The 19,949-nt window shown below is 61.9% G+C and carries 23 protein-coding genes; 9 read left to right on the forward strand and 14 right to left on the reverse strand.

The genetic code is table 11. From position 1 onward, the window contains the following. Window positions 1-18 precede the first annotated feature (18 nt). From AB7Z56_RS10225 to AB7Z56_RS10235, 3 genes are all read right to left on the reverse strand, one after another. The gene (locus AB7Z56_RS10225; protein WP_441256198.1) at window positions 19-384 is read right to left on the reverse strand and encodes a hypothetical protein; all 366 of its coding nucleotides are present in this window, start codon (window positions 382-384) and stop codon (window positions 19-21) included. After that, a complete protein-coding gene (locus tag AB7Z56_RS10230) occupies window positions 381-758 on the reverse strand; it encodes a hypothetical protein (protein ID WP_441256199.1) in 378 nt (125 codons plus the stop codon). Before AB7Z56_RS10230 ends, AB7Z56_RS10225 begins: the two co-directional genes overlap by 4 nt. Window positions 759-1,042: 284 nt before the next feature. Then, complete coding sequence (locus AB7Z56_RS10235) at window positions 1,043-2,215, reverse strand: AAA family ATPase (RefSeq protein ID WP_441256200.1); 1,173 nt, start codon at window positions 2,213-2,215, stop codon at window positions 1,043-1,045. A gap of 289 nt (window positions 2,216-2,504) precedes the next feature. On the opposite strand from AB7Z56_RS10235, the gene AB7Z56_RS10240 reads away from it, so the two are divergent. The 5 genes from AB7Z56_RS10240 (at window position 2,505) to AB7Z56_RS10260 (ending at window position 5,568) form a co-directional block, all read left to right on the forward strand. Beyond that, window positions 2,505-3,047 (forward strand): hypothetical protein, encoded by a 543-nt coding sequence (locus AB7Z56_RS10240; protein WP_441256201.1) that lies wholly within the window; start codon window positions 2,505-2,507, stop codon window positions 3,045-3,047. A 136-nt stretch (window positions 3,048-3,183) separates the two neighbouring features. Then, window positions 3,184-3,789 (forward strand): hypothetical protein, encoded by a 606-nt coding sequence (locus AB7Z56_RS10245; protein WP_441256202.1) that lies wholly within the window; start codon window positions 3,184-3,186, stop codon window positions 3,787-3,789. Next, a complete protein-coding gene (locus tag AB7Z56_RS10250) occupies window positions 3,786-4,052 on the forward strand; it encodes a DNA-binding protein (RefSeq protein WP_441256203.1) in 267 nt (88 codons plus the stop codon). The genes AB7Z56_RS10245 and AB7Z56_RS10250 overlap by 4 nt, the downstream gene beginning before the upstream one ends. A 170-nt stretch (window positions 4,053-4,222) precedes the next feature. After that, window positions 4,223-4,438 (forward strand): hypothetical protein, encoded by a 216-nt coding sequence (locus AB7Z56_RS10255; RefSeq protein WP_441256204.1) that lies wholly within the window; start codon window positions 4,223-4,225, stop codon window positions 4,436-4,438. Then, window positions 4,402-5,568: a tyrosine-type recombinase/integrase gene (locus AB7Z56_RS10260; protein WP_441256205.1), complete on the forward strand. Its 1,167-nt coding sequence runs from the start codon at window positions 4,402-4,404 to the stop codon at window positions 5,566-5,568. The genes AB7Z56_RS10255 and AB7Z56_RS10260 overlap by 37 nt, the downstream gene beginning before the upstream one ends. A 346-nt stretch (window positions 5,569-5,914) precedes the next feature. Here the strand turns inward: AB7Z56_RS10260 and AB7Z56_RS10265 are convergent, their stop codons facing one another. From AB7Z56_RS10265 to AB7Z56_RS10310, 10 genes are all read right to left on the reverse strand, one after another. Further along, window positions 5,915-6,523 (reverse strand): glutathione S-transferase, encoded by a 609-nt coding sequence (locus AB7Z56_RS10265; RefSeq protein ID WP_441256206.1) that lies wholly within the window; start codon window positions 6,521-6,523, stop codon window positions 5,915-5,917. Window positions 6,524-6,525: 2 nt separating this feature from the next. Further along, window positions 6,526-8,247, reverse strand: a complete 1,722-nt coding sequence (locus AB7Z56_RS10270) for an FAD-dependent oxidoreductase (protein ID WP_354244166.1) — start codon at window positions 8,245-8,247, stop codon at window positions 6,526-6,528. A 2-nt stretch (window positions 8,248-8,249) separates the two neighbouring features. After that, a complete protein-coding gene (locus AB7Z56_RS10275) occupies window positions 8,250-8,996 on the reverse strand; it encodes an SDR family NAD(P)-dependent oxidoreductase (protein WP_441256207.1) in 747 nt (248 codons plus the stop codon). Continuing rightward, window positions 8,993-9,829 carry an SDR family NAD(P)-dependent oxidoreductase gene (locus tag AB7Z56_RS10280; protein ID WP_441256208.1) on the reverse strand — a complete coding sequence of 279 codons (837 nt, stop codon included), beginning with the start codon at window positions 9,827-9,829 and terminating at the stop codon, window positions 8,993-8,995. The genes AB7Z56_RS10275 and AB7Z56_RS10280 overlap by 4 nt, the downstream gene beginning before the upstream one ends. A 2-nt stretch (window positions 9,830-9,831) precedes the next feature. Then, on the reverse strand, window positions 9,832-10,545 hold the full coding sequence (locus AB7Z56_RS10285; RefSeq protein ID WP_354244158.1) for an ABC transporter ATP-binding protein: 714 nt from the start codon (window positions 10,543-10,545) through the stop codon (window positions 9,832-9,834). After that, window positions 10,538-11,299 carry an ABC transporter ATP-binding protein gene (locus AB7Z56_RS10290; RefSeq protein ID WP_354244155.1) on the reverse strand — a complete coding sequence of 254 codons (762 nt, stop codon included), beginning with the start codon at window positions 11,297-11,299 and terminating at the stop codon, window positions 10,538-10,540. Before AB7Z56_RS10290 ends, AB7Z56_RS10285 begins: the two co-directional genes overlap by 8 nt. Beyond that, window positions 11,292-12,218: a branched-chain amino acid ABC transporter permease gene (locus AB7Z56_RS10295; RefSeq protein ID WP_354244153.1), complete on the reverse strand. Its 927-nt coding sequence runs from the start codon at window positions 12,216-12,218 to the stop codon at window positions 11,292-11,294. The genes AB7Z56_RS10290 and AB7Z56_RS10295 overlap by 8 nt, the downstream gene beginning before the upstream one ends. A gap of 6 nt (window positions 12,219-12,224) precedes the next feature. Continuing rightward, the gene (locus tag AB7Z56_RS10300; protein ID WP_354244150.1) at window positions 12,225-13,127 is read right to left on the reverse strand and encodes a branched-chain amino acid ABC transporter permease; all 903 of its coding nucleotides are present in this window, start codon (window positions 13,125-13,127) and stop codon (window positions 12,225-12,227) included. A 73-nt stretch (window positions 13,128-13,200) separates the two neighbouring features. Then, window positions 13,201-14,421, reverse strand: coding sequence for an ABC transporter substrate-binding protein (locus tag AB7Z56_RS10305; RefSeq protein WP_441256209.1), 1,221 nt, complete (start codon window positions 14,419-14,421; stop codon window positions 13,201-13,203). A 30-nt stretch (window positions 14,422-14,451) separates the two neighbouring features. Further along, window positions 14,452-15,219 carry an SDR family NAD(P)-dependent oxidoreductase gene (locus tag AB7Z56_RS10310; protein ID WP_354244147.1) on the reverse strand — a complete coding sequence of 256 codons (768 nt, stop codon included), beginning with the start codon at window positions 15,217-15,219 and terminating at the stop codon, window positions 14,452-14,454. Between the two features lie 127 nt (window positions 15,220-15,346). On the opposite strand from AB7Z56_RS10310, the gene AB7Z56_RS10315 reads away from it, so the two are divergent. The 3 genes from AB7Z56_RS10315 to AB7Z56_RS10325 all read left to right on the forward strand — a co-directional run bounded on the left by AB7Z56_RS10315 (window position 15,347) and on the right by AB7Z56_RS10325 (window position 17,298). Further along, complete coding sequence (locus tag AB7Z56_RS10315) at window positions 15,347-16,036, forward strand: GntR family transcriptional regulator (RefSeq protein WP_354244144.1); 690 nt, start codon at window positions 15,347-15,349, stop codon at window positions 16,034-16,036. Between the two features lie 831 nt (window positions 16,037-16,867). Continuing rightward, window positions 16,868-17,092: a hypothetical protein gene (locus AB7Z56_RS10320; protein WP_354244142.1), complete on the forward strand. Its 225-nt coding sequence runs from the start codon at window positions 16,868-16,870 to the stop codon at window positions 17,090-17,092. Then, a complete protein-coding gene (locus tag AB7Z56_RS10325) occupies window positions 17,089-17,298 on the forward strand; it encodes a hypothetical protein (RefSeq protein ID WP_354244139.1) in 210 nt (69 codons plus the stop codon). The genes AB7Z56_RS10320 and AB7Z56_RS10325 overlap by 4 nt, the downstream gene beginning before the upstream one ends. 794 nt (window positions 17,299-18,092) lie before the next feature. Here AB7Z56_RS10325 and AB7Z56_RS10330 read toward each other — a convergent pair. Continuing rightward, window positions 18,093-18,497, reverse strand: coding sequence for a YybH family protein (locus AB7Z56_RS10330; RefSeq protein ID WP_354244136.1), 405 nt, complete (start codon window positions 18,495-18,497; stop codon window positions 18,093-18,095). A 291-nt stretch (window positions 18,498-18,788) separates the two neighbouring features. Here AB7Z56_RS10330 and AB7Z56_RS10335 point away from each other — a divergent pair, with 291 nt between their 5' ends. Then, entirely contained in the window at window positions 18,789-19,727 is a 939-nt protein-coding gene (locus AB7Z56_RS10335) for a hypothetical protein (protein WP_354244133.1), read from the forward strand. Window positions 19,728-19,949 lie beyond the last annotated feature (222 nt).

A 19,949-nucleotide genomic window follows, 5' to 3' on the forward strand; every position in this document is an offset into this window, starting at 1 on the left:
TGATGATGATCGAGCGGATCACATCAGAGGGGCTGGGCCATGAATACGGGTTGCCGACAATACCCGTCTGATCGTTCGCTCGCTCACCACCCTGCCGCCGCCGCATTTCAAGACGCACCACATCAGTGCGTTGATGTGCCCGGCAAGCCTCGGTGGACACGCCTCTTCGACGTAGTCCCTGCGCCAAGCGCATTCGCTGTAGCGGGCGAGTTTCTTGTGCAACCATTCCGCCGCCTCACGATGGCTCAACCCGCCGCAGTGAATTTCCGCCGCCGCTCGCAAAAACCAATCGCGCACCCTCAAATACAGCAGCGTCATCGGCAGACGATGACCAGGACCGACCGGCACGGCATCGCCAAATATCGATGGGCGATGGGGCTTCATGATGCTGCGTCCTCAAAGTGCGCGCTTGGGCTGCCGATCAGCTTGCGCAGCGTCCGCAGCGCCGCCGCCTCGATTTCAGCGTCTGGTGCGCTCCGCCAGCACCGATTGCACACGCCGCTGGTCGATACGACGCCGCCCGACACTCCGAGCAAAAATGCGGCGGGCCGGACGGTGCTGCCAAATTTGGTGCGGCAACAAATGCAGATCGGGCCTCGCGTCGGCGCGGCGTAGTGGAAATTGCGGATTGCATCACGCAAGGACGGCTCTCGCGCAAGTCTGCGATCACCGGCCCCGATCAGGTGCGTCACGACGACGTTGGAGCGCAACTTGCGCAAACTGGCGGTATCAGCCCGCCGTTGCTGTCGCGATGTCATGGTGTTTCCTCGCTCTGTTTGCTCACGACGCGCTGGATGCCTTGCGCCTGAAGTGAGCCATGTCCGCTCTACGTTCGTGTCGGCCCATGTCTCCTCCCTGATCGCTCCTGATGCTCGTGACGCCTGCTCCACCTCGACGGTGCCAGGTGGAGCGGGGCCGCTCCACCGCTCCACCATGCTCCCCCCTAAAGGGGTGGAGCAGGTGGAGCAGTGGAGCACACCCCCGGTGCTCCACCTTGCTTGTTCCACCTTTGCTCCACCTTGAAAAGCGGGGTGGAGCAGGTTCAGTCGTCCATCTCGCCGGGCACGACGTACGACCGTTCCCGTCGGGTGGCATCCTTGCGGCGCTCGACCGCGAGTACGCCGTTGCTCATCCATGTTTTGACAATCGCCTTGATACGTTTCTTGTCCGCTTCGATGTCGAGACCGAGCACATCGGCGACGATCTTGCCGATCCAATCGCCGGATTGCGGGTCGCTCCGGTATTCGCCCTTGGCTGCCATCAGGCGAACGCGCATCATGTCGGCGGTCGTGACGCCCTCGAACAGGCCGGGCATCGTCCACGCCTCGACGGTGGCGACATTGTCCCCATTCGACAGATCGACGGGAACAAGGCGATACCAATCAGCGCCGCCGAGCGGGCCGTAGTTTGCTTTGCCGCCAGTTGCATGGAAGTAGGCACGCCGATCGCCGACGCGCCCCTGATGGGCCTCTGCCTCACTCATAGGGTTGAGGACACGCACCGAGCGGGCCGCGTTGACGGCTGCGCTTGCGCCGCGTGTATCCGAGACGCCAGCCTCTGGCTGACCGCCCTGAACGGGCTTCCTGATATGGTGGACGATCTCAACGGCCATGTCCTCCGCCGCCGCGATCTGCGCAAACTGCTTCATGACCGCATTGATGGCGCTGTTGTCGTTTTCCGCAACGCCGTGTGCGCCGACCAAAGGATCGATGATCAGGACATCGTAGAACCCAGAAGCCCGAACGCTTGCAGGCAGGTCACCGAGCACGATGCGGCCGCGTTCCATCGACGCAGCGATGATCGGGTGGTCAAGTCCGGACTGATAGAACAGCCGACCTTTAAGCTCTTTGGGATCGATGCGGTGATGCTGGCAGACCGCGAAGACCCGCCGCAGTATCTCGTCCTTGGGTTCCTCAAGGTTGATGTAGAGGACTTCAAGCGGCGCGGGGACAGTTTCACCGAGCAGGTTGCGACCGAGTGCCATCGCCACGCCCTCGGCAATCGCGAGCGTGCTTTTGCCGACACCACCATCAGCGACGGTCATGGATACTGCGCCACGCAAGTAGTGCTTGCCATAGATAAATTTGCGACAGGGGAGCAATGCTGGATCACCGAACACGGAGCTGGGTTCGATCACATTGACGTTCGGTCGCGCTGGCTCATCGCCGTCATGATCGAGCGCTTGAACTTCGGGATGGACGAGCCTAATGGTCATCACGATCTCCACTTTGGTCGGTGGTGGTCTAGCTGCAAGAAATTCCGTAAAGAGAACGCCGCTGCTTCGCCAAGCAACGGCGTCTTTCATGTCACGGTGGTCGCGATGCGGCGTACACGCGCGCGACGGCGCAGCGCAGGCATTGGCTTTGCTGGGTGGCTGGGATAACGTTCGATCGAGCAACGGACATCGCCAATACCTCTGGCGTTGATCTCCCCTTGCTCCGGAGGGCCGGAACGGGGGCAACCGTTTGCGGCCTTCAATCTATTTGAACCTCAGCGACGTGCGAATGTCCACCGCCCTGGGTGGCATGACGGCGCCTTCGGTTGGTCCTGCGTCCCTATTTGACTGCCACCCGTATCGCGATGGTCTTACGGCCTTCGAGGCGGTGCGCGTGATAGCGATGGAAGCCGTCCAACACCTCGTAGAGGCCACGCCGATACTGGATGACTTCAATCGGCGGGAAGATGTCGCCTCGACGCAATGCGCGGCGATACTCGGCGACTTCGACCGATCCAGCCGGCCATTGCGCCGCCCGATGATGACGTTGCCAAGGCGTGTGTTAGGCATAGCCAAGCCACTCGCGGACAATTTGAACAACGCTGCTCTCGACAACCTCGCGGCCGTGTTGCTCGACCACGGGCGCGAGCGTCTTCAGCGCGGCAGGCAGGACGAAGCGCAACGTCCCATCGAGATCGAGCGCGAGCGGGTCGCCGTGATCGAGCCGCAAGAGCAAGACATGCGTCTCGTGCATGATTGTGGCGGCAGTGAACAGGTCATCTTCCGTCATTTTGATGCTCCCCTTTTTGCGGAACGCACCGCGCGTCGGTAGTCGCAGCAGCTTGGTCAGGCCCGCTCCAGAACGATAGGGTGTGGTGATCATCCAAATTGTGCCATTTGGTAATCTACCGAATGGCACCTTGACATATGCTCCATCCATTTGCAAATATTCCTGATCGGAGCGCGCCATGGCGACACTCAGTCAGTTGGTTACCGCAATAGCCGACGCGGAAGGGATCGATGCGGAGCGCGTCACCGCAATCGCACGCGCCATACGCGAAGAGAGGCTCGTCAAGACTTCCGGACGAGGAACGTCAGCCGCGCAAATGTCAGAACCGGACGCAGCGAACCTGTTGATCGCCGTGAACACGGCCGACACGGCGCGCGCTGCACCTGCTGCCGTGAAGGAATATCGGGCGCTGCAAACGCGGCGCGGATCGGGCCAGTTCGGCGACGCATTGGAGGGCCTGATCTCGGCAGCCAAGCAGGAAGTCCTGGCCGACTACATTACCAAGACGGTCGCGCTGTTGGGCACGCGCGGTCACGTCCTCGGGCGAAGGCGTTTCCCCAACGAGACATATAGGATCGAGATCGAATTCGAGAAACCCGTCCCTTCGGTCTCGGTCCTATTCGGAGTTGGGCTCCAAAGTGGCCGATGGGATCACATTGACTTTCGCGATCGGTGGCAACCGACAAGCGAGGCCCATGGTGACCGTAGAGAACGAACAATGATCACCTCGCGGACAATTCTTGCTGTCGCAAGCGTGCTTCGCAACCTTGGAGAGAGCGCATGATGAGGGGTGAAGGCGAAATCGCTGACGATCTGCTTGAAGGCGCGGAAGCAATCGCGCGCTACATGTTCGGCACGGGCACGGCCACCAAGCGTCGGCGCGTCTACCATTTGGCAGCCACATCGGACCTGCCGCTGTTTCGGCTCGGCGAAATCATTTGTGGCCGCCGCAGCACGTTGCTCGCCTGGATCGCCGAGCGCGAGCAGGCCGCCGCTGCGCTGGCCAAGGCCAAGCAACGCCCGATTGCCGCCGCCGCTGAGGAGTGACATCGGCCGCGCTGCGAATTGAGGGGGTGACGGCCGGTTCAAGATGACGCCGATCGACTACGGCAAAATGCCCCTCTAAAGCCCTGGAAGTCCTATCGAAATTAGCCTTTTGATGGGGCCAATCTCAGGTGGTCCAGGATAGCGATTTCTAGTAAAAAGGACGGGCCCCGATGGGCAGCAAACCGGCGACGTACCGCCTCCGTGATCTGGAGATGGCCATTGTCGGCGCGCAGCGCGCAGGGCTCACCGTCGTGCGGGTCGAAATCGACAAGCAGGGCAAGATCGTCATCCACGCTGGCAAGCCGCCGCCCGATGCAGCGGGCGGGCGCGACCACCAAGAGGGCAACGAATGGGACGTGCTGCTGGCAAAGGGTCAAAGCGATTGAGAGGGCGGCCTGGAGGCCGACTGCCGCGCTTCACCAGGGGCTACATTGACGACTGTGGCCATCCACGGCACTACACGCGCATCCCCGGCGTCAAGCCGGTGGCGCTACCGGGGCTGCCGTGGTCAACCGAGTTCATTGATGCGTTGGACAAGGCGCTGGCGTCCCGCAAGGCGCCTGAGAAGGTTGAGATTGGCGCGTCGCGCACGGTGCCTGGCACGGTCAATGCTGCGATCGTGCTGTACTACACAAGCGCGCAATGGCAATCGCTTGCCCCCGGCACCAGGCCCGGCCGTAAGTCGTCGCTTGAGCGCTTCCGCAATGAGCATGGTGAAAAACGGCTGCGCATGCTCGCCCAGCCACATCTGCAAGCCTACATCAACACGCTTCAGCCCGGACCTCAGCGCAACATGTTGCAGGCGGTGAAGCACTTCCTCGACTATTGCGTCACCGTGCATCTGATCCCGACCAATCCCGCCACAGGGGTGACGCGCGTCAAGCGCAAGGGCGGTTCGTTCTTCGCCTGGGGTGAGGAGCATTACGCCAAATTCTGCGGGCGGCATCCTGTCGGCACGATGGCGCGGCTGGCGCTCGCGCTCTACGTCAACCTTGGGGTCCGCAAATCCGACGTGGTGCGGATCGGGCCGCGCGACGTGCATGATGGCGTGCTGACCGACTTCACGCCGCAGAAGACCAGCCGCAGCACCGGCATGAAGATCAATGTGCCGCTGATGCAGGAGACCAGGGACATCATTGCGGCGACGCCGCTGACCGGCACCGAGACCTACCTCGTGACATCGTTCGGCAAGCCGTTCACGGCGAACGGGTTCGGCAACAAGATGCGCGAGTGGTGCGACGAGGCAGGCTTGCCGGAATGCTCAAGCCACGGCCTGCGCAAGCTGTGCCTGACGCGGCTCGCCGATTACGAGGGGCCCGATGGCCGGGTGCTGGACGTGCGCGACTTGCAAGCGATCAGCGGTCACAAGGATCTGCGCGAGCTTCAGGTTTACATTGAGAACGCCGACCGCAAGCGCCGTGCGAAGCGCGCCATCGCGCAGCTCGAAGAGGCTCAGAAACGAGGGCGCGATGAAGTCGCTGGCGCAGAACAAACCGTGGCGAAAACTGAGAAGTGAATTTGTCTAGTTGTGGTGGCTGAATTTGTCTAATCGGCAAAAAGCGCTGAGAGATCAAGGGCCCTTTTCAAGGGTGGTGGGCCCGGCAGGACTCGAACCTGCAACCAGACCGTTATGAGCGGTGGGGCTAGCGTTACCCTCGCATCGGGCAGGGCTCTTCTTCAACGGTTCGGCCAAAAGGCACTTTTGCGCGCGAAATGCACCAAAACTCGTTGCCCTCACCCGTAACCCTTTGAAATCACGTCAAATGCGAACGCCCTCCGAGCGCACCACAATCCCCCATGCAATTACGTTGCTAGAGCGGATTCTCTGTTGGTCTAGGCTCCGAGTGAGACTAGCCGCAAGCTCAAACAACCGGGTGCCGCGTCGCCTGCATCGACGGCCGCACATCGAAGCTGGCGAACCATGCGGCGCATTTCGGATGGCGCGAGCGCCAGCCGAAGTCGGGGAAGCGCAGATCAAGATAGCCGAAGGCGCAGGCGAAGCTGATTGTGCCGATGTCGACGCGCTCGCCCGTGGGGGCAGCCCTCTCAATCGCGGAAATCGAGGTTTCGACCTTGTCCAACTGGCCATCGAGCCAGGGCTGCCAGAGCTTCTCGGGAGGACGGACCGCTAGCTCGTAGCGCGAGAGCAGCGCGGCGGCCAGAATGCCGTCGGCAGTGCTCTGATCGCCCAGCGCTCGCCAACGTTGCGCCTGCGACTTCGGAAACATTTTTCCGCCGGCGAGGTCATTGAGATATTCGCAGATAACGCGGCTGTCAGCGAGGGAGGTCCCGTCATCCAGCAGCATGGTCGGCACTTGGCCCAGTGGGTTATGCGCGATGATGGTCTGATCGCGGTTGATTGGATGCGCTGCGCTGGAAAGCTGCTCGATGCGGTCGGCAAGGCCAAGCTCGTGCGCCGTGACTAGCACCTTGCGGACGTATGGCGAAAAGGGCGAATAATAGATCTTCATGGTTACGCCTCATCTTGTTTTACGTTGGCGAGTTCAAGCCCGGCGATGTAACCGAAGGTCAAAGCTGGGCCGAGTGTGATCCCGGCACCCGGATACGCGCCGGCCATGATCGAGTTCATGTCGTTGCCGGAAGCGAACAGCCCCGGAATGGGACGGCGATCGTTGTCCAGCACACGGGCCTTAGCATCTGTCTTCAGACCGGCGGCCGTCCCGATGTCGCCGGGGAACACGCGCACCGCGTAGAACGGCGGTGTCTCGATCGGCCCGAGGCACGGGTTTGGCTTGTGCGCGGGATCGCCGAGATAGCGGTTATAGGCGGTGCTGCCTTTGCCGAATGCGGGATCGTTGCCGCTGGCGGCGGCATTGTTCATCTGGTCGATACTCCCGGCAAGATTGGCTGCATCGAGGCCGAGCTTGCGTGCCAGCTCGTCCACCGTGTTGGCGGCAACGAGATAGCCGCTGTCGAGGAAGCGCGAAAGCGAACGTGCGGCCGGCCGCACTAGGCCGAGACCGTAAGTGCGTAGGAAGCTGGCGTCGCAGACGAGATAGGCCGGGATCGTCGGCTCGCTCTCGTGAGCGCGATGCATGGCCTCGACGAACTCGTGATACGAGGTTGCTTCGTTGACAAAGCGCCGGCCGGCCTGGTTGACGGCGATCACACCCGGCTTCTGGCGGTCGAGGATGAGATGGGGGAAGCGGATCTCGCGGCCGTCAGGGTTGCGCATGACCGAGACCGGCGTCCAGAACGCGTTGCCGACATTGTCCGTCTCGATCGATGCGCCGGCCTCGCGTCCGAGTTTGAGGCCGTCGCCGCTGTTGCCGATCGGGGCCATCGAATAATGCTGATCGGCATTTGGCAGCATGCCGGCCCGCATCGCGGCGTTCGCGGGAAAGCCGCCGGTCGCGAGCACCACGCCCCGTCGCGCACCGATGCACAAGACGTGTCCATCGCGCTCGACTTCGAGCCCAATGACACGCGGCCCGTCCAGCAACAGCCTGGTTGCGGCCGTTCCTGTCCGCAGTGGGATATTTCGATCGAGTGCGGATTTCAGCAGCCGCGCCGCGAGCGCGTTGCCCATCAGCAGCCTTGTGCCGCGTGGGTAGCGCAGGCGGTCGAGGCCGTAGCGCAGCAGCAGCTTTGTGGAGTCGCGAAAATTGGCCCAGGAGGAACGGATGCCGAGCAGGCTGTCGATGTCCTTGCGCCCGACCATCATGCCGCCGAACACCAGGAATTCGGCGATCGGATTCCGCAGCATATTGAAATGCTCGCCGAGCTCGCGGCCATCGAACGGAGCTGGGTCGATGGTGCGGCCGCCGATCGATGCTCCCTCCAAGTTCGACTGGTAGTCGGGTGACACGGCGCGCGGGATGAAGCGCAGGGCGGTGTTGCTCTCCATGAAGCTGACCATGCGCGGGCCGGCGTCGAGGAAGGCGTCGATCATGTCGCGACGCATGCGATTGCCAAGGATGGCCTGGAGATAGGTGAGCACCGCCTCCCGGCTGTCGTCGACCCCGACCTCGCGACTGTGCGGGTTCATCGGAATCCAGACCGCTCCGCCGGACACCGCCGTGCTGCCGCCGATGCTGTCGGTCTTCTCAACGACGAGAACGTCGAGGCCGTGATGTGCCGCGGTGAGGGCCGCGGCCATTCCGCCGGCGCCGGAGCCGACGACTACGACGTCGTGCTCTTCATCGAAACCGGGCGAAAACTGAGCTGCTGACATGTCTAGATTCCCAGGCCACCGCCAAGCGATTTGCCGCCGTCGACCAGCAGGATCTGACCGGTGATGAAATCCATGCGCGGCGAGGCAAGGAAGGAGACGGCGTTGGCGATATCCTGCGGCCGTCCAGCCTTTCCGGTCGGCTGAAGGGCAAGCTGCGCCGCCAGGCGTTCGGGTGTGAGCGCCGCCAGAATCGGCGTGTCGATCAGTCCGGGCGCTATGGCGTTGACCAGGATGCCGCGCGGCGCCAGTTCCATCGCGGTTGCGCGCGTCAAGCCGACGACGGCGGCCTTCGAGGCCACGTAGTGGGCATGGTTGCGTGCGCCGAGAAAGGCGCGGGAGGCGATGTTGACGATCTTGGCGCCGGGCTGCATGCGCGCGGCGGCCGCCTGGGATAGGCTGAAGAGAGCGATGAGGTTGATCTCGTACATGCGGCGGAAGTCCTCCGCCCTGAGATCGAAGAACGCGCGCTCGTCGAAGATGCCGGCGTTGTTGACGAGGGCCGACAGTGGACGTTCCCCTGCAATCAGCGATGTGACCGCATCGTGCTGACGCAGATCGACGGCGGCTGCGCGTGACGTCACATTGGCCGTGGAAATTTCGGCGGCGCAGGCTTCGGCCGCCGCGCGATCGAGGTCGACGACGAGGACCTCGAATCCGTCCCGGGCCAGTCGGGCTGCGATCGCGTTGCCGATGCCGCGCCCGCCGCCGGTCACGAGTGCAAGTGGTGGCTGGGTTGAAGGATCTGTCATGGTTTCTTCTCCATGTTTTTTGAATTGGCGTCGGCACGCGCGAAGTCGGCCCCGTGGCGGTGGGTCAGGAAGCCGGCGGTGAGTCCGCCGTCGACTTCGAGCACGGCGCCATTGACGTAGGAGGCTTCGTCGCTGAGCAGGAACGCGATGGCCGACGCGATCTCGGCGGGTTGCGCCAGCCGGCCGAGCGGCGTGCGATCCAGCATGACGTCGTTGAGAAAGGCGGCGGGAATGCCGTCGCGGATCATCGGCGTGTCGACGCCGTTTGGCGCCACCGCATTCACGCGCACGCCGCGATGGCCCCATTCCACCGCCAGCGTTTTGGTGAGGCCGACCAGTCCCCATTTCGACGCCGCGTAGTTGGCCCGGCCCGGCTGACCGCCCTTGGCGGTGATGGAGGCGATGGTAACGATCGCGCCGTGACCTTGCGCGAGCAGCACCTCGCCGACGGCGCGGCAGGTGTAGAAGACGCCTTTCAAATTGATGTCGAGCACGTCAGAGAACGTCTTGTCGTCCATCGTTTCCGCGGCTGCAGCACGGGCGATACCTGCGCAAGGGATGGCGCCGTCTAGCCGGCCGAGTTGTCGTATGGCATCCGCGACGAAAGCGCTGGTCGCGCCTGCGTCGCGCGTGTCGAAGGCCTGAACGACCACCCGTGCGCCTGCGGCCTGCAGTGAAGCCTGCAACGCCGACAGGCCTGCCGGGTCGAGATCAGCTGCCGCGATGTCCGCACCCTCGCCGGCGAGCTGATGAGCGACGGCCTCACCGATCCCGCGTGCGGCTCCGGTTATGAGATAAGCCTTGCCGACGAAGCGTCCGGGTCGAGAGGCCATGATCAGCTCCCGAGATAAGTGCGCTTGATCGCTTCGTTCTGGCGCAACGCATCGGATGCGCCTTCGAGCACGATCTCGCCGTTTTCGAGGACGTAGGCATATTGCGAAGTGGCCAGCGCGACGGCCGCGTTCTGTTCGACCAGGAGGATGCTGAGGCCATCGGCGTGCAAGCGGGCGATTATGTCGAAGATTTTCTGCACCAGCACGGGCGAGAGGCCGAGCGAAGGCTCATCGAGCAGGAGCAGCCGCGGCCGTGCCATCAACGCGCGGGCGATCAGCAGCATCTGCTGCTCGCCGCCGGACAGCGTGCCCGCCTTCTGCTTCAGCCGCTCGCGAAGCACCGGGAAGTAGGCGAAGACGCGATCGAGATCGCTGCGGACGCCCGCGGGGTCGCTGCGGCCATAGGCGCCCATGTCGAGGTTCTCGCGCACGCTCATGTCGCGGAAAACCTCGCGGCCTTCCGGCACCTGGGAGATCCCGGCCTTGACCACGTGATGGGATTGCAGGCGGTTGAGCGGCCGACCCTGGAAGTGGATGGAGCCGCCGGTCAACGGCACCAGCCGCGAGATAGTATTGAGCGTCGTGGTCTTACCGGCCCCGTTGCCACCGAGCAGGGCCACGATCGAGCCGGCGCTCATCTTGAGGCTGACATTGCTCAGGGCCTGAATGCGTCCGTAGGCGGCCGAAATGCCTTTGATTTCGAGCAGGTCAGGCATGGGCAGCCTCCTTGCCGAGATAGGCCTCGATCACGGCCGGATCGTTGCGCACCTGCTGCGGCGTTCCCTCGGCGATCTTGGTGCCGAAGTTGAGCACCGTGACGCGATCCGAGATCGACATCACGAGCTGCATGACGTGCTCGACGATCAGCACCGTGAGCCCGTCCGTCCTGACGAGGTCGGTGAGCAGGCGATCGAGGGACGTGATTTCTCGGTTGCGTAGGCCTGCGGCAGGCTCGTCGAGCAACAGGAGACGTGGCCGGATCGCAAGCGCGCGTGCCAGCTCAAGCAGTTTCTGGTGGCCGAAGTCGAGATTCCTGGCCTTGTGCTCGCGATAGGGGCCAAGGCCGGTGCGTTCGATGACGCTCTCGATGTGGCGCATCACCACCGGCGGCTTTGCCTGGAGCCAGTCCCTCAACGAACCGCCACAATGGACGTGCGCGCCGATCATGACGTTCTCGAGCACGGTCAGTTCGTTGAAGAGCTCGAGATTCTGAAACGAGCGAGCGATGCCGCGGCCGGCCATCTCGGAGGCCGGCGCCCGGGTGATGTCCATGCCGTCGAACACGACCCGGCCGGAGGTCGGCTGATAGAAGCGGGAAATGCAGTTGAAGGTGGTCGACTTTCCGGCGCCGTTAGGGCCGATCAACGCATGGATGGTCCCCTGCGCGACGTCGAGGCTGAAATCACTGACCGCGACAAGTCCGCCGAACCGGACGGTGACGTTCTCGACCTTGAGCAGGGCGTCAGGCACGGGCGAACCTCTTCAAATTGTCGCCGACGAATGCGAACAGGCCGCGCGGTGCAAACATCATGAAGACGATGAGGATCAGTCCGTAGATGATCTCCTGGTAGGAAGGGGCCTGGCGCAGCAGCTCGGAGATCAGGCCGAAGACGATCGCGCCGCCGATCGCGCCGGAGAAGGAGCCGAGCCCGCCGACGACCACCATGGTGAGCACCAGGATGGTGGTTTGGAAGCCGAGGCTATCAGGATGGATGTAGGTCGAATAGATCGCGAACATGGCGCCGGCCACGCCCGCGAAGAAGGCTGAGAGTGCAAAGGCTGCGAGCTTGGTGGTCCGGACCGGCACGCCCATCGCAAGTGCGGCGACCTCGGACTCGCGCACGGCCCGGAAGGAACGCCCGAGCCGTGATCGTGCAATCACGACCGTCGCCCAGATCACCAGCATGGTGATGGCGAGCACGACGGGGTAGGCCTGTCTGTCGCTGATGATCTCGAAACCATACAGGCTGGCCGGTGGAATGCGCAGGCCGTTCGGCCCGCCGGTGACCGGCGTCCAGCTCAGGAATACCCATTGCATGGCCTCGCCGAATGCAAAGGTGGCGAGCGCCAGGTAGATGTCGCGCATTCTCAGCGCGAGCGTCCCGATACACAGCCCGACCAGCGCGGCGACGAGACCCGATGCGAGGACCGACAAGGGGAACGGCCAGCCGAAGGCGGCGTTGGCAAGACCGCTGGTGTAGATGCCGATACCGTAGAAGGCCGCCTGCGCGAGCGAGAACTGGCCGGCTTCGCCGATGACGATGTGCATTCCGAGACAGAGCACGGTGAAGGTGAGCAGCAGATTGGCGAGGTAGATGACATAACCGCTGGAAACCATCGGCAGCACGATCAAGCCCGCTAACGCCGCGAGAAGGCCGATGATGCGCATGGCGGCTCAGACCTTCTTGATCACGATGCGGCCGCCGAAAAGGCCTTGAGGCCGCAGGATCAGCACCAGCATGATGGCAAGGAACGGAGCGAGGGTGATGGCGCGCGACGATACGAACAGCCCGACCAACTGCTCGACGATGCCGATGATGAAGCCGCCGACCACGGCGCCGGGCAGGCTGGCGAAACCGCCGACGATCGCGGCCGCGAAGCCGAGCGTGACGACCGTGCCCATGTCCGCCGTCATCAGCAGCTTGGGTGAAATCAGCAGCGCTGCGATCGCCGAGATCGCGCCTGACAGGCCCCAGATGATCGTGTGGATCCGGTTGAGATTGACCCCGACAAGCTGAGCCGCTTTGGGATTCATGCCGACCGAGCGCATGGCGCGGCCGAGCTTGGTGTAGCCGAACATCCAGAAGAAGGCCGCCATGACGGCGATTGCGGTGCCCAGAATCACGAGATCGAGCCGGGTCACGCTCGCCTGTCCGATCATCAGTGAATCGGTCGAGACCAGTGCGGGAAACGAGCGCGGCGTGTCGCCAAAGCCGGTCTGGCGCACGAGGCCCTTCAGCACATAGGAGAGACCGAGCGTCGCAATCACGAGGTTGACTGGACTACCGCTCGCATGGGCGACCTGGGCGAGGACGACGCGGCGGAACAACGCCGCTCCGGCGAACGCGACGACGATGGTCATCGGGATCGCCGCCCAGGCCGGCACCGCGCGAAACACGAGCAAATAGAGCGCGATATAGCCCGCCGCCATCAGCATCTCGCCTTGCGCGAAGTTCGGCACCTCGGACGTCCTGAAGATGATGACGATCGCGAGCGCCAGCAGCGCGTAGACGCTGCCGACGACGAGGCCTGAGGCGACGCCCTGTTGCAGGAAAAGGAGGGCGAGTTGCAAATCCATGAATGCGCCGTTCGAGAACCGGGTTGGGGAAGAGGATGCGAGGCCGCGCGGATGGAGCGCGGCCTCGAGCGGTTCAGCCCTTGAATTGCCAGCGGCTGGTATAGACGCCGGGCTGCAGTATCTGGTTCGTGCCGTCGAACTTGATGAAGATGGTCGACTTGTTCGCAGCGCGCTCCTGCGGGCCGAATACGACGGGCCCGGCCATCACGCCGCTGTCGAAGTTCTGCTTCTTTAAGGCGTCGAGCACCCTTTCGCGCGTCGGCTGCGGACCGGCGTCCTTGAGGGCGTTGACGATGCTCATCGCGGAGGGAATGCCGTAGGGCATATAGGCCTGCGGGTGGTCCGGCTTGGCGGCAAGGTCGGGGTAGGCCGCCTTGTACATGTCGTAGACCCATTTGATCTTCGGTCCGCCAGGCAGGTCGGCCAGGACGTCCTGCACGTAGAAGTTCTTCAGCGCGTCCTTGCTACCGACATTCTCTGCGAGCTGCGACAGGTTGGCCGTACCGGTGACGGACAGGATGATCGGCTTGTTGAAGCCGAGCTCGTAAGCCTTCTTGATCAGCAGGGCGGCGGGGCGCGCATAGGTGACGATCGCGATCGCGTCCGGATTGGCGGCGCGAAGCTTGAAGAACGGCGCGGTGACGTCGGTGATGGTTGGGCTGATCGATTCGACCAGCAGATCGACCTTGTGCGCTTCCGCGTCGGCCTTCGATCCTTCCAGGTTCCATACGCCATAGGCGTCGTCGTGGTTGATGTAGGCGATCTTCTTGGCGCCAAGGGTTTTTGCCGCGAAATCGATGATCGCTCCTCCGACCGCATATTGCGAGATCGAGAAGGCGCCGAAGATGTAGTCGGTCGGCGGATAGAGCGCCCCGTCACCCGAGGCATTCAGCATGATCAGCGGAATCTTGGAGCGGACGACATAGTCCTTTGCGGCGACGACCGCGGCCGAGCACGATCCGCCATTGAGTAAGAACACCTGGTCCTGCTCGACGAGCTTCTTCACCGCGGCGACGAGATCGTTGGCATTGCAGCGGTCATCTTCGAGGACCACCTCGATCTTGCGGCCGTTGATGCCGCCGTCCTTGTTGATCTTGTCGTAATACATTCGCGCCGCGTTCGCGACGTCGAAGCCATAGGCCATGTTCGCTCCCGACAGCGGTGCGAACATGCCGATCTTGATGGTCTTGTCGGTGATGCCTGGTTCCTGCGCGAAGCTGGCTACCGGCAGGCTCATGGCGGCAAAACATGCGGCGGCCAGTGCGGCTAGCCGGCCGGGTGCTCTGATCGACATTCTTGTTCCTCCCCTTTTTTGTTGAACCCGTTATTGCATCCGGTAGCCGCCGTTGACGTCGATGGTGACGCCGGTGATGTAGGACGCGCCCGGCGAGACCAGGAAGCGCACGGCTGCCGCGACATCGTCGGGCGTGCCGAGCCGTCCCAGCGGAATCTGGGCCGAAGCCTTCTCGTCGTCGGCGGGATCGAGCGACAGACGCAGCATCGGCGCGTCGATCAGCCCCGGCGCCACCGAGTTCACGGTGACGGTCCGCGGCGCAAGCTCGCGCGCCAAAACCTTGGTGAGACCAAGCACAGCTGATTTGCTAGCGATGTAGGACGCGCTGGACCTGTAGCCGCCGAGCTGGGCCGCAACGGACGACAGTGTCACGATGCGTCCGCCGCCGACGGAGGCGGGCAGGCGGTTTGCGAATTCCCGGCAGCACAGAAACGTCCCGGTCGCGTTGACGTCCTGAGTCGTCTGCCATTCGGTAAGGTCCGTCTCTGCGACGAAATTGCGCGAGCCGTCGGGCCGCAGCATCAGGACGCCAGCCGCGGTCACCATGACGGCGATATCGCCCAATGCATGCTGGGCGCGATCGAACGCCGCCTTGACCTGCGTCTCGTTCGAGACGTCGGCGACAATGGCGATGTGGCCGGTGCCGGCGAGTTGCGGCAGCAGGCCGTCGAGTGCGTCCCGGCTGCGGTCGAGAGCCACCACCCGCAGGCCATCTTCGGCCAGCGCTCGGCAAATAGCCGCACCAATCCCGCCGCTCGCCCCTGTCACGAGGGCGGCGCGCCGCTCCTTACCATTCACGCGTTTCGCTCCCCGGTCTCTTGATTGGATACAATCCAATGGTAATTGTGAAGCAAATGTCAACAATATTGCATTGATCGCGACAATATTTTATCCAATCTTCATCTTCGCATGTGGATGAGGCCCTGTGACCAGCGCATCGGATGTCACTGAATTGCTGCGTGAGCGCATTCTGTCGGGCGATGTGCCGTCAGGCTCGCGGCTGCAGCAGATTCCGCTATCGGAAGCCCTTGGCGTCTCACGCACGCCGCTGCGTGAGGCGCTTGCGCAACTCGCGAAGGAAGGACTGCTCATCTACGAACCGAACCGCGGTTACGCGGTAAGGGCGTTCTCAACGGCCGAAATCAGCGCGGCTTTCGAGGTGCGCGCGCGGCTGGAGGCGCTGGCGTGTGGCATCGTAGCGAGACAGGGCGCCTCAGTGGAGGTGCTCGAACGGCTGCGCGAATGCGTTGCCGAAGGTGATCGCATTCTTTCGAAGGGTGTTCTAGATCCACACGATCTGATCCCCTATCGCCGTATGAACGTCGATTTTCACGAGACCATCATCCAGACCTGTGAGAACCCCTTCGTCAGCAGTTTCGTGCGGCAGTGTCACAACGTTCCGATGGCGTCAGACCGGGTTTTCATTTGGGAAGATTATCAGGTCATCGCGCGCTCCCACGACGATCACCATCGGATCCTAGATGCGATCGCTAAGCGTGAGGCCCAGCGCGCGGAGAACTTGATGTCGGAGCACATCCACTTCGCGCTCCTCGTTCTGCGCAAGAAGCTCGAAGAAGATGGCCGGGCCGCGCAATTGCACGACGACCGAAAGTAACCATCGAAACAGCGCCTTCGTCCGTACGTTGGTAGCCAACGGTAGTCCTGGCCCCGCGCATCGCGCGTAAAGTGACCTCACCGGTGGTGTATCGCGCCGATTGAGGCGATGGGTGCGCATGAGGAGCAATCGGGAAGCTGCTTTTAGTTTCGGCTTCTCATGGCGGGGCTGCCGCATGCGATGGACGGGAGAGCGCCCTACACCTTCGTATCGTTCCGTCACCCCTCTAGATGCCGGACCATTACCTACGTTCAATTGAGCTGCTTATCGTGATCGTCTTAGGCTGCATGCGTTGAAAAGGCGCACAGGCTCATCAAGTGCGACAGTGAAAGAGGATGATCGACGAACAGCTGCGATAAAGCCAAGAGGAGACTACGATGCTCAACTGCTCCGAAAGCATTAAATCTGGCAGTGCCGCACGATGCGCAGTTTGTGAAGGCAAGTTTGGTCTCGTCCGGCGCTACTCGTGGCGAACGCCTCTTTGTTCCAAGAAGTGCGTCGATCGCTTCAGAGCTCGCAGGGAAAGTGACCGCCATTGGGTGGGCTGGCTCCAGATCACCTTCAACCAGCTGCCAGAGAACCGCGCGAGGGCTTTGTGATGGTTCAGATCTCACAACGAGGCAAGGCATATTTAGAGACAGCACGGACTTTGCTCCGCGCAGCCCAAACCATGACCGACTCAGCGATTGCGGGCCAGCTTAAGGCCCTTGCCGACGACTACGAGCGGCGAGCTGAGAAAGCTTCGCATGTTGATGCGGCCAAAGCATTCGCCCGATCGGCTGCTAGCGCTGAACGCGAATGGCGTGCATGACCGGGTGGGTAGCTTCAAACATGTTCCTCGAATTCTGTACCATTGAAGCGCTGAACCTGCGCCCCGGCTCCAAGGAGCTGGAGGCATTCAACGTCGAGCGTGTGCGAGGCTACCTCGAGTGCAATCTCAGCTGCAAGAAGAAGGAAGTGATCCACGCGCTAGGCCTGCATCTGCGCACGGTGGCCAAGGCCATCAAGATCATCCGGGCAAATGCCCATCGCAGCGATGGGGCTCTCCAGTCGTGATCAGGGTCATCGCCGTGCTCTGCAGTCTCTCCTCTCCGGCACATTGCCACGAGCAAACCGTCACCACCTCGGACTTCGCCGACGTCTCGATGCAGTCCTGCCTCATGGGCGCGCCGCAGCTCGCCGAGTGGATGAAGCTGCATCCGGCAGAACGCCTGGCGGGTTGGCGCTGCGTGATCGGCAAACAGGATGGCAGGGGAGCTTAGGGTGGAAAGGCGCGTCCCCGGATGCGTTGAACCGCTTGAAGGCTGCGATTACTGACTGGGACCGTTCGATAGCCACGAAGGCCCTGCCGATCGAGTAGGTCCTTTTTTTGCGTTGCATGAGTCTGGAAGTGGCCCATACGTCGATAAGATTCTCAAAGGCACCATGCCTTCCGTTCTGCCAGTAGAGCAACCAATTCAGTTTGATCTAGTGATCAACGTGAAGACTGCCAAAGCACTCGGCCTCACCGTGCTGCCCTCGCTACTTATCTGCCAATCAGGGGATCGAATAGAGCCGCCGTTTGCTCTCGGCGTCAGTCCAGTTGTGGCCCATCAGCGAAGTAACTGCAGCTCTCATTGAAGTCTGCTTGGTCGGGCATAACGGACAAGATTTGTTCAGGTTGAGCTCTTCGCATTTCGACCCAAGGCGGACATTGCAGGCGGAGCTTATCGTCATGGCGCGGGCCTACTGTGCCGGTTGTCGAATCGCCATTTTATCGGAGGCTTCCGCCAAAGATTTGGGACATCTCGGCTTGGCGATTGTGCCGCTGCAAGACCCCTGGGCGCTTAGGCAGCTTCATCTTTGTGCGCGCGATTTCTCCGCGCTCACGCCGCACGCCGGTTTGCTCGCACAACAGCTTATGGAGCCGAACGTCGCTATCCCTTAAGCGCTTCCGGGCGTCGCTCGGTCGGGTTCAAGGCGGCGATGGCCGCCTCGAGATTGAAGCGGCCGATCCGCGCCTCGCCCGATGGCGCCGAGAAGAGTGGCTCCGGCGCCAAGAGCTGCCGTCGCGGTGTCAGCCGGGCTTTCGTACCGCCGTCCCTTGATTGTTATCGCTTATGAACCGCCAGCGCCCATCCGCGCCGCGGCGCACGATATCGCACGCCGTGCCTTTGAGGTGCACCTTCTTGCCGTCGCGACCCGTGCCATCGATCCACCAGTCATACACGAGCTGGGCGATATCGTCGGCGACGAACACATGGCGCATCTTAGTCACGAGTGGCACGCCGGGCTTGACAAAGCGCTCGAGTCGGACGGCGATGTCTGCGTGACCAGTGACGGCTCGCCCGTCATCCTCGACGAACACGCACTTCGGGTCGAACATTTCAATCAACGCGCTGACCTTGCCGGACTTGAGTCGCTCGATCCGCGACGGGACAACGCCTTCGGGTTCAGTAGGGAGTGGAAAGGACTCGGACATCAGGGATCTCCTCTTCGGGTTGTTGAACCACAATGCGGGACGAAATTTTCCAATTGCCGGTATGTATGATTCCGATTGCAGCTTCGGCGAATATGCCGTCGCACGTCGCAAGTAAGCTCGCTGGCTAGACGCCATAATTGGTCATTTGCGATGGGTGGGTTCGACAGGACCGAAGGAAAAGAATTACGCCGCGTCGATGGCAATCGATTCAATAACTGATGGTCATTAGACATCGAGTTCGCGTTCCTATTTTCGTCTCGCCTGCAAGGGAATTGGGAAAATTGGGTTATAGTGAAATACACAACGAGATTATTTGCCGAATTTCTTGCGGTTACCTTCGTGGGAGGAATTGGGCTTGCGGTCGATACCACGGGTATATCTCTTATCCTGTTTCCCGAGATAGCCGCTTTAGCGTATGATGTATTCACGCGCCCCCGCGGAAAATGGGCAAGCCAACCAATCAGACTGATTGCTACCCCTACGATCACCGCGATCCTGGGGGTGATGATTACTCGCCACTGGGAATACAGCGCCCTCGCAGTAACTGTTGTTGCCCTCCTGAGCCTATTTGTTATTAAACTGCTCCGATCGAACATCGGAGCTGCGATCTCTGCCGGCGTGCTTCCAATGGCCCTCGGCGTGATGAGTTGGGGTTACCCCGCCGCCATTCTCGCGGGACTCGCCGTACTCGCCATTGCGTTGACGTTCTGGAAGCGCCTTGATCCCGATAGTTACCTATCTGAGGGGGGCAAGGAGAGCCGGATTATTGAGACCGCCGAAACTCCGCCGAGAGATCGGTTCTGGATCTTCGCACTGACGGCATTCGTCTTCGCGCTGGGAGCCGTGGCTCAAACAACGGGATTGCGCTTCCTGTTATTCCCTCCGCTGATCGTCGTAGCCTATGAGTTATTTGGTCACCCGGACCTTCCTGGCTGGATGTCACGGCCGGTATTGTTTCCTCTCGTATGTTTCCTGACCGCATCCGTCGGCTTACTCTTGAGCACGGGCTTTCACACAGAATTTTTGGGCGTGACGGTTACCATGCTTTGCTCGATTGCTATTTTACGGATGTTCAAAGTCCATATGCCGCCAGCCCTCGCCGTTGGTTTAATACCGTTCGTCATCGTCCATCCCACCTTTTGGTATCCGATCTCGGTGTTCTTGGGCGCCGCCGCACTAATCGCGGCCACCGGAACATACAGCTTTATTACTAGTAGATATTTCCGCTAACGCTTCATGCTGAACCATCAGATTGCCGGTCAGTGTCTCACGTTGTTTTCGTGGGGCTGCAATCCTATTACGCTCAGAAGGCTTACTCATCCGCGTTGCCCCTTGAGTCGGCTGCACCGGACCCGAGGCCATCAAATCGGACGGCGGCGGGAGTGGCGTTGCCGGGCTTGCCGTGGCCGCTGGTCGATCGCCTGTAACGAAAATGACGTCCATCGCTTTTCT

The sequence above is a fragment of the Bradyrhizobium sp. 482_C4_N1_8 genome, from assembly GCF_052075965.1.
In the GTDB taxonomy this organism is placed as follows: domain Bacteria; phylum Pseudomonadota; class Alphaproteobacteria; order Rhizobiales; family Xanthobacteraceae; genus Bradyrhizobium; species Bradyrhizobium barranii.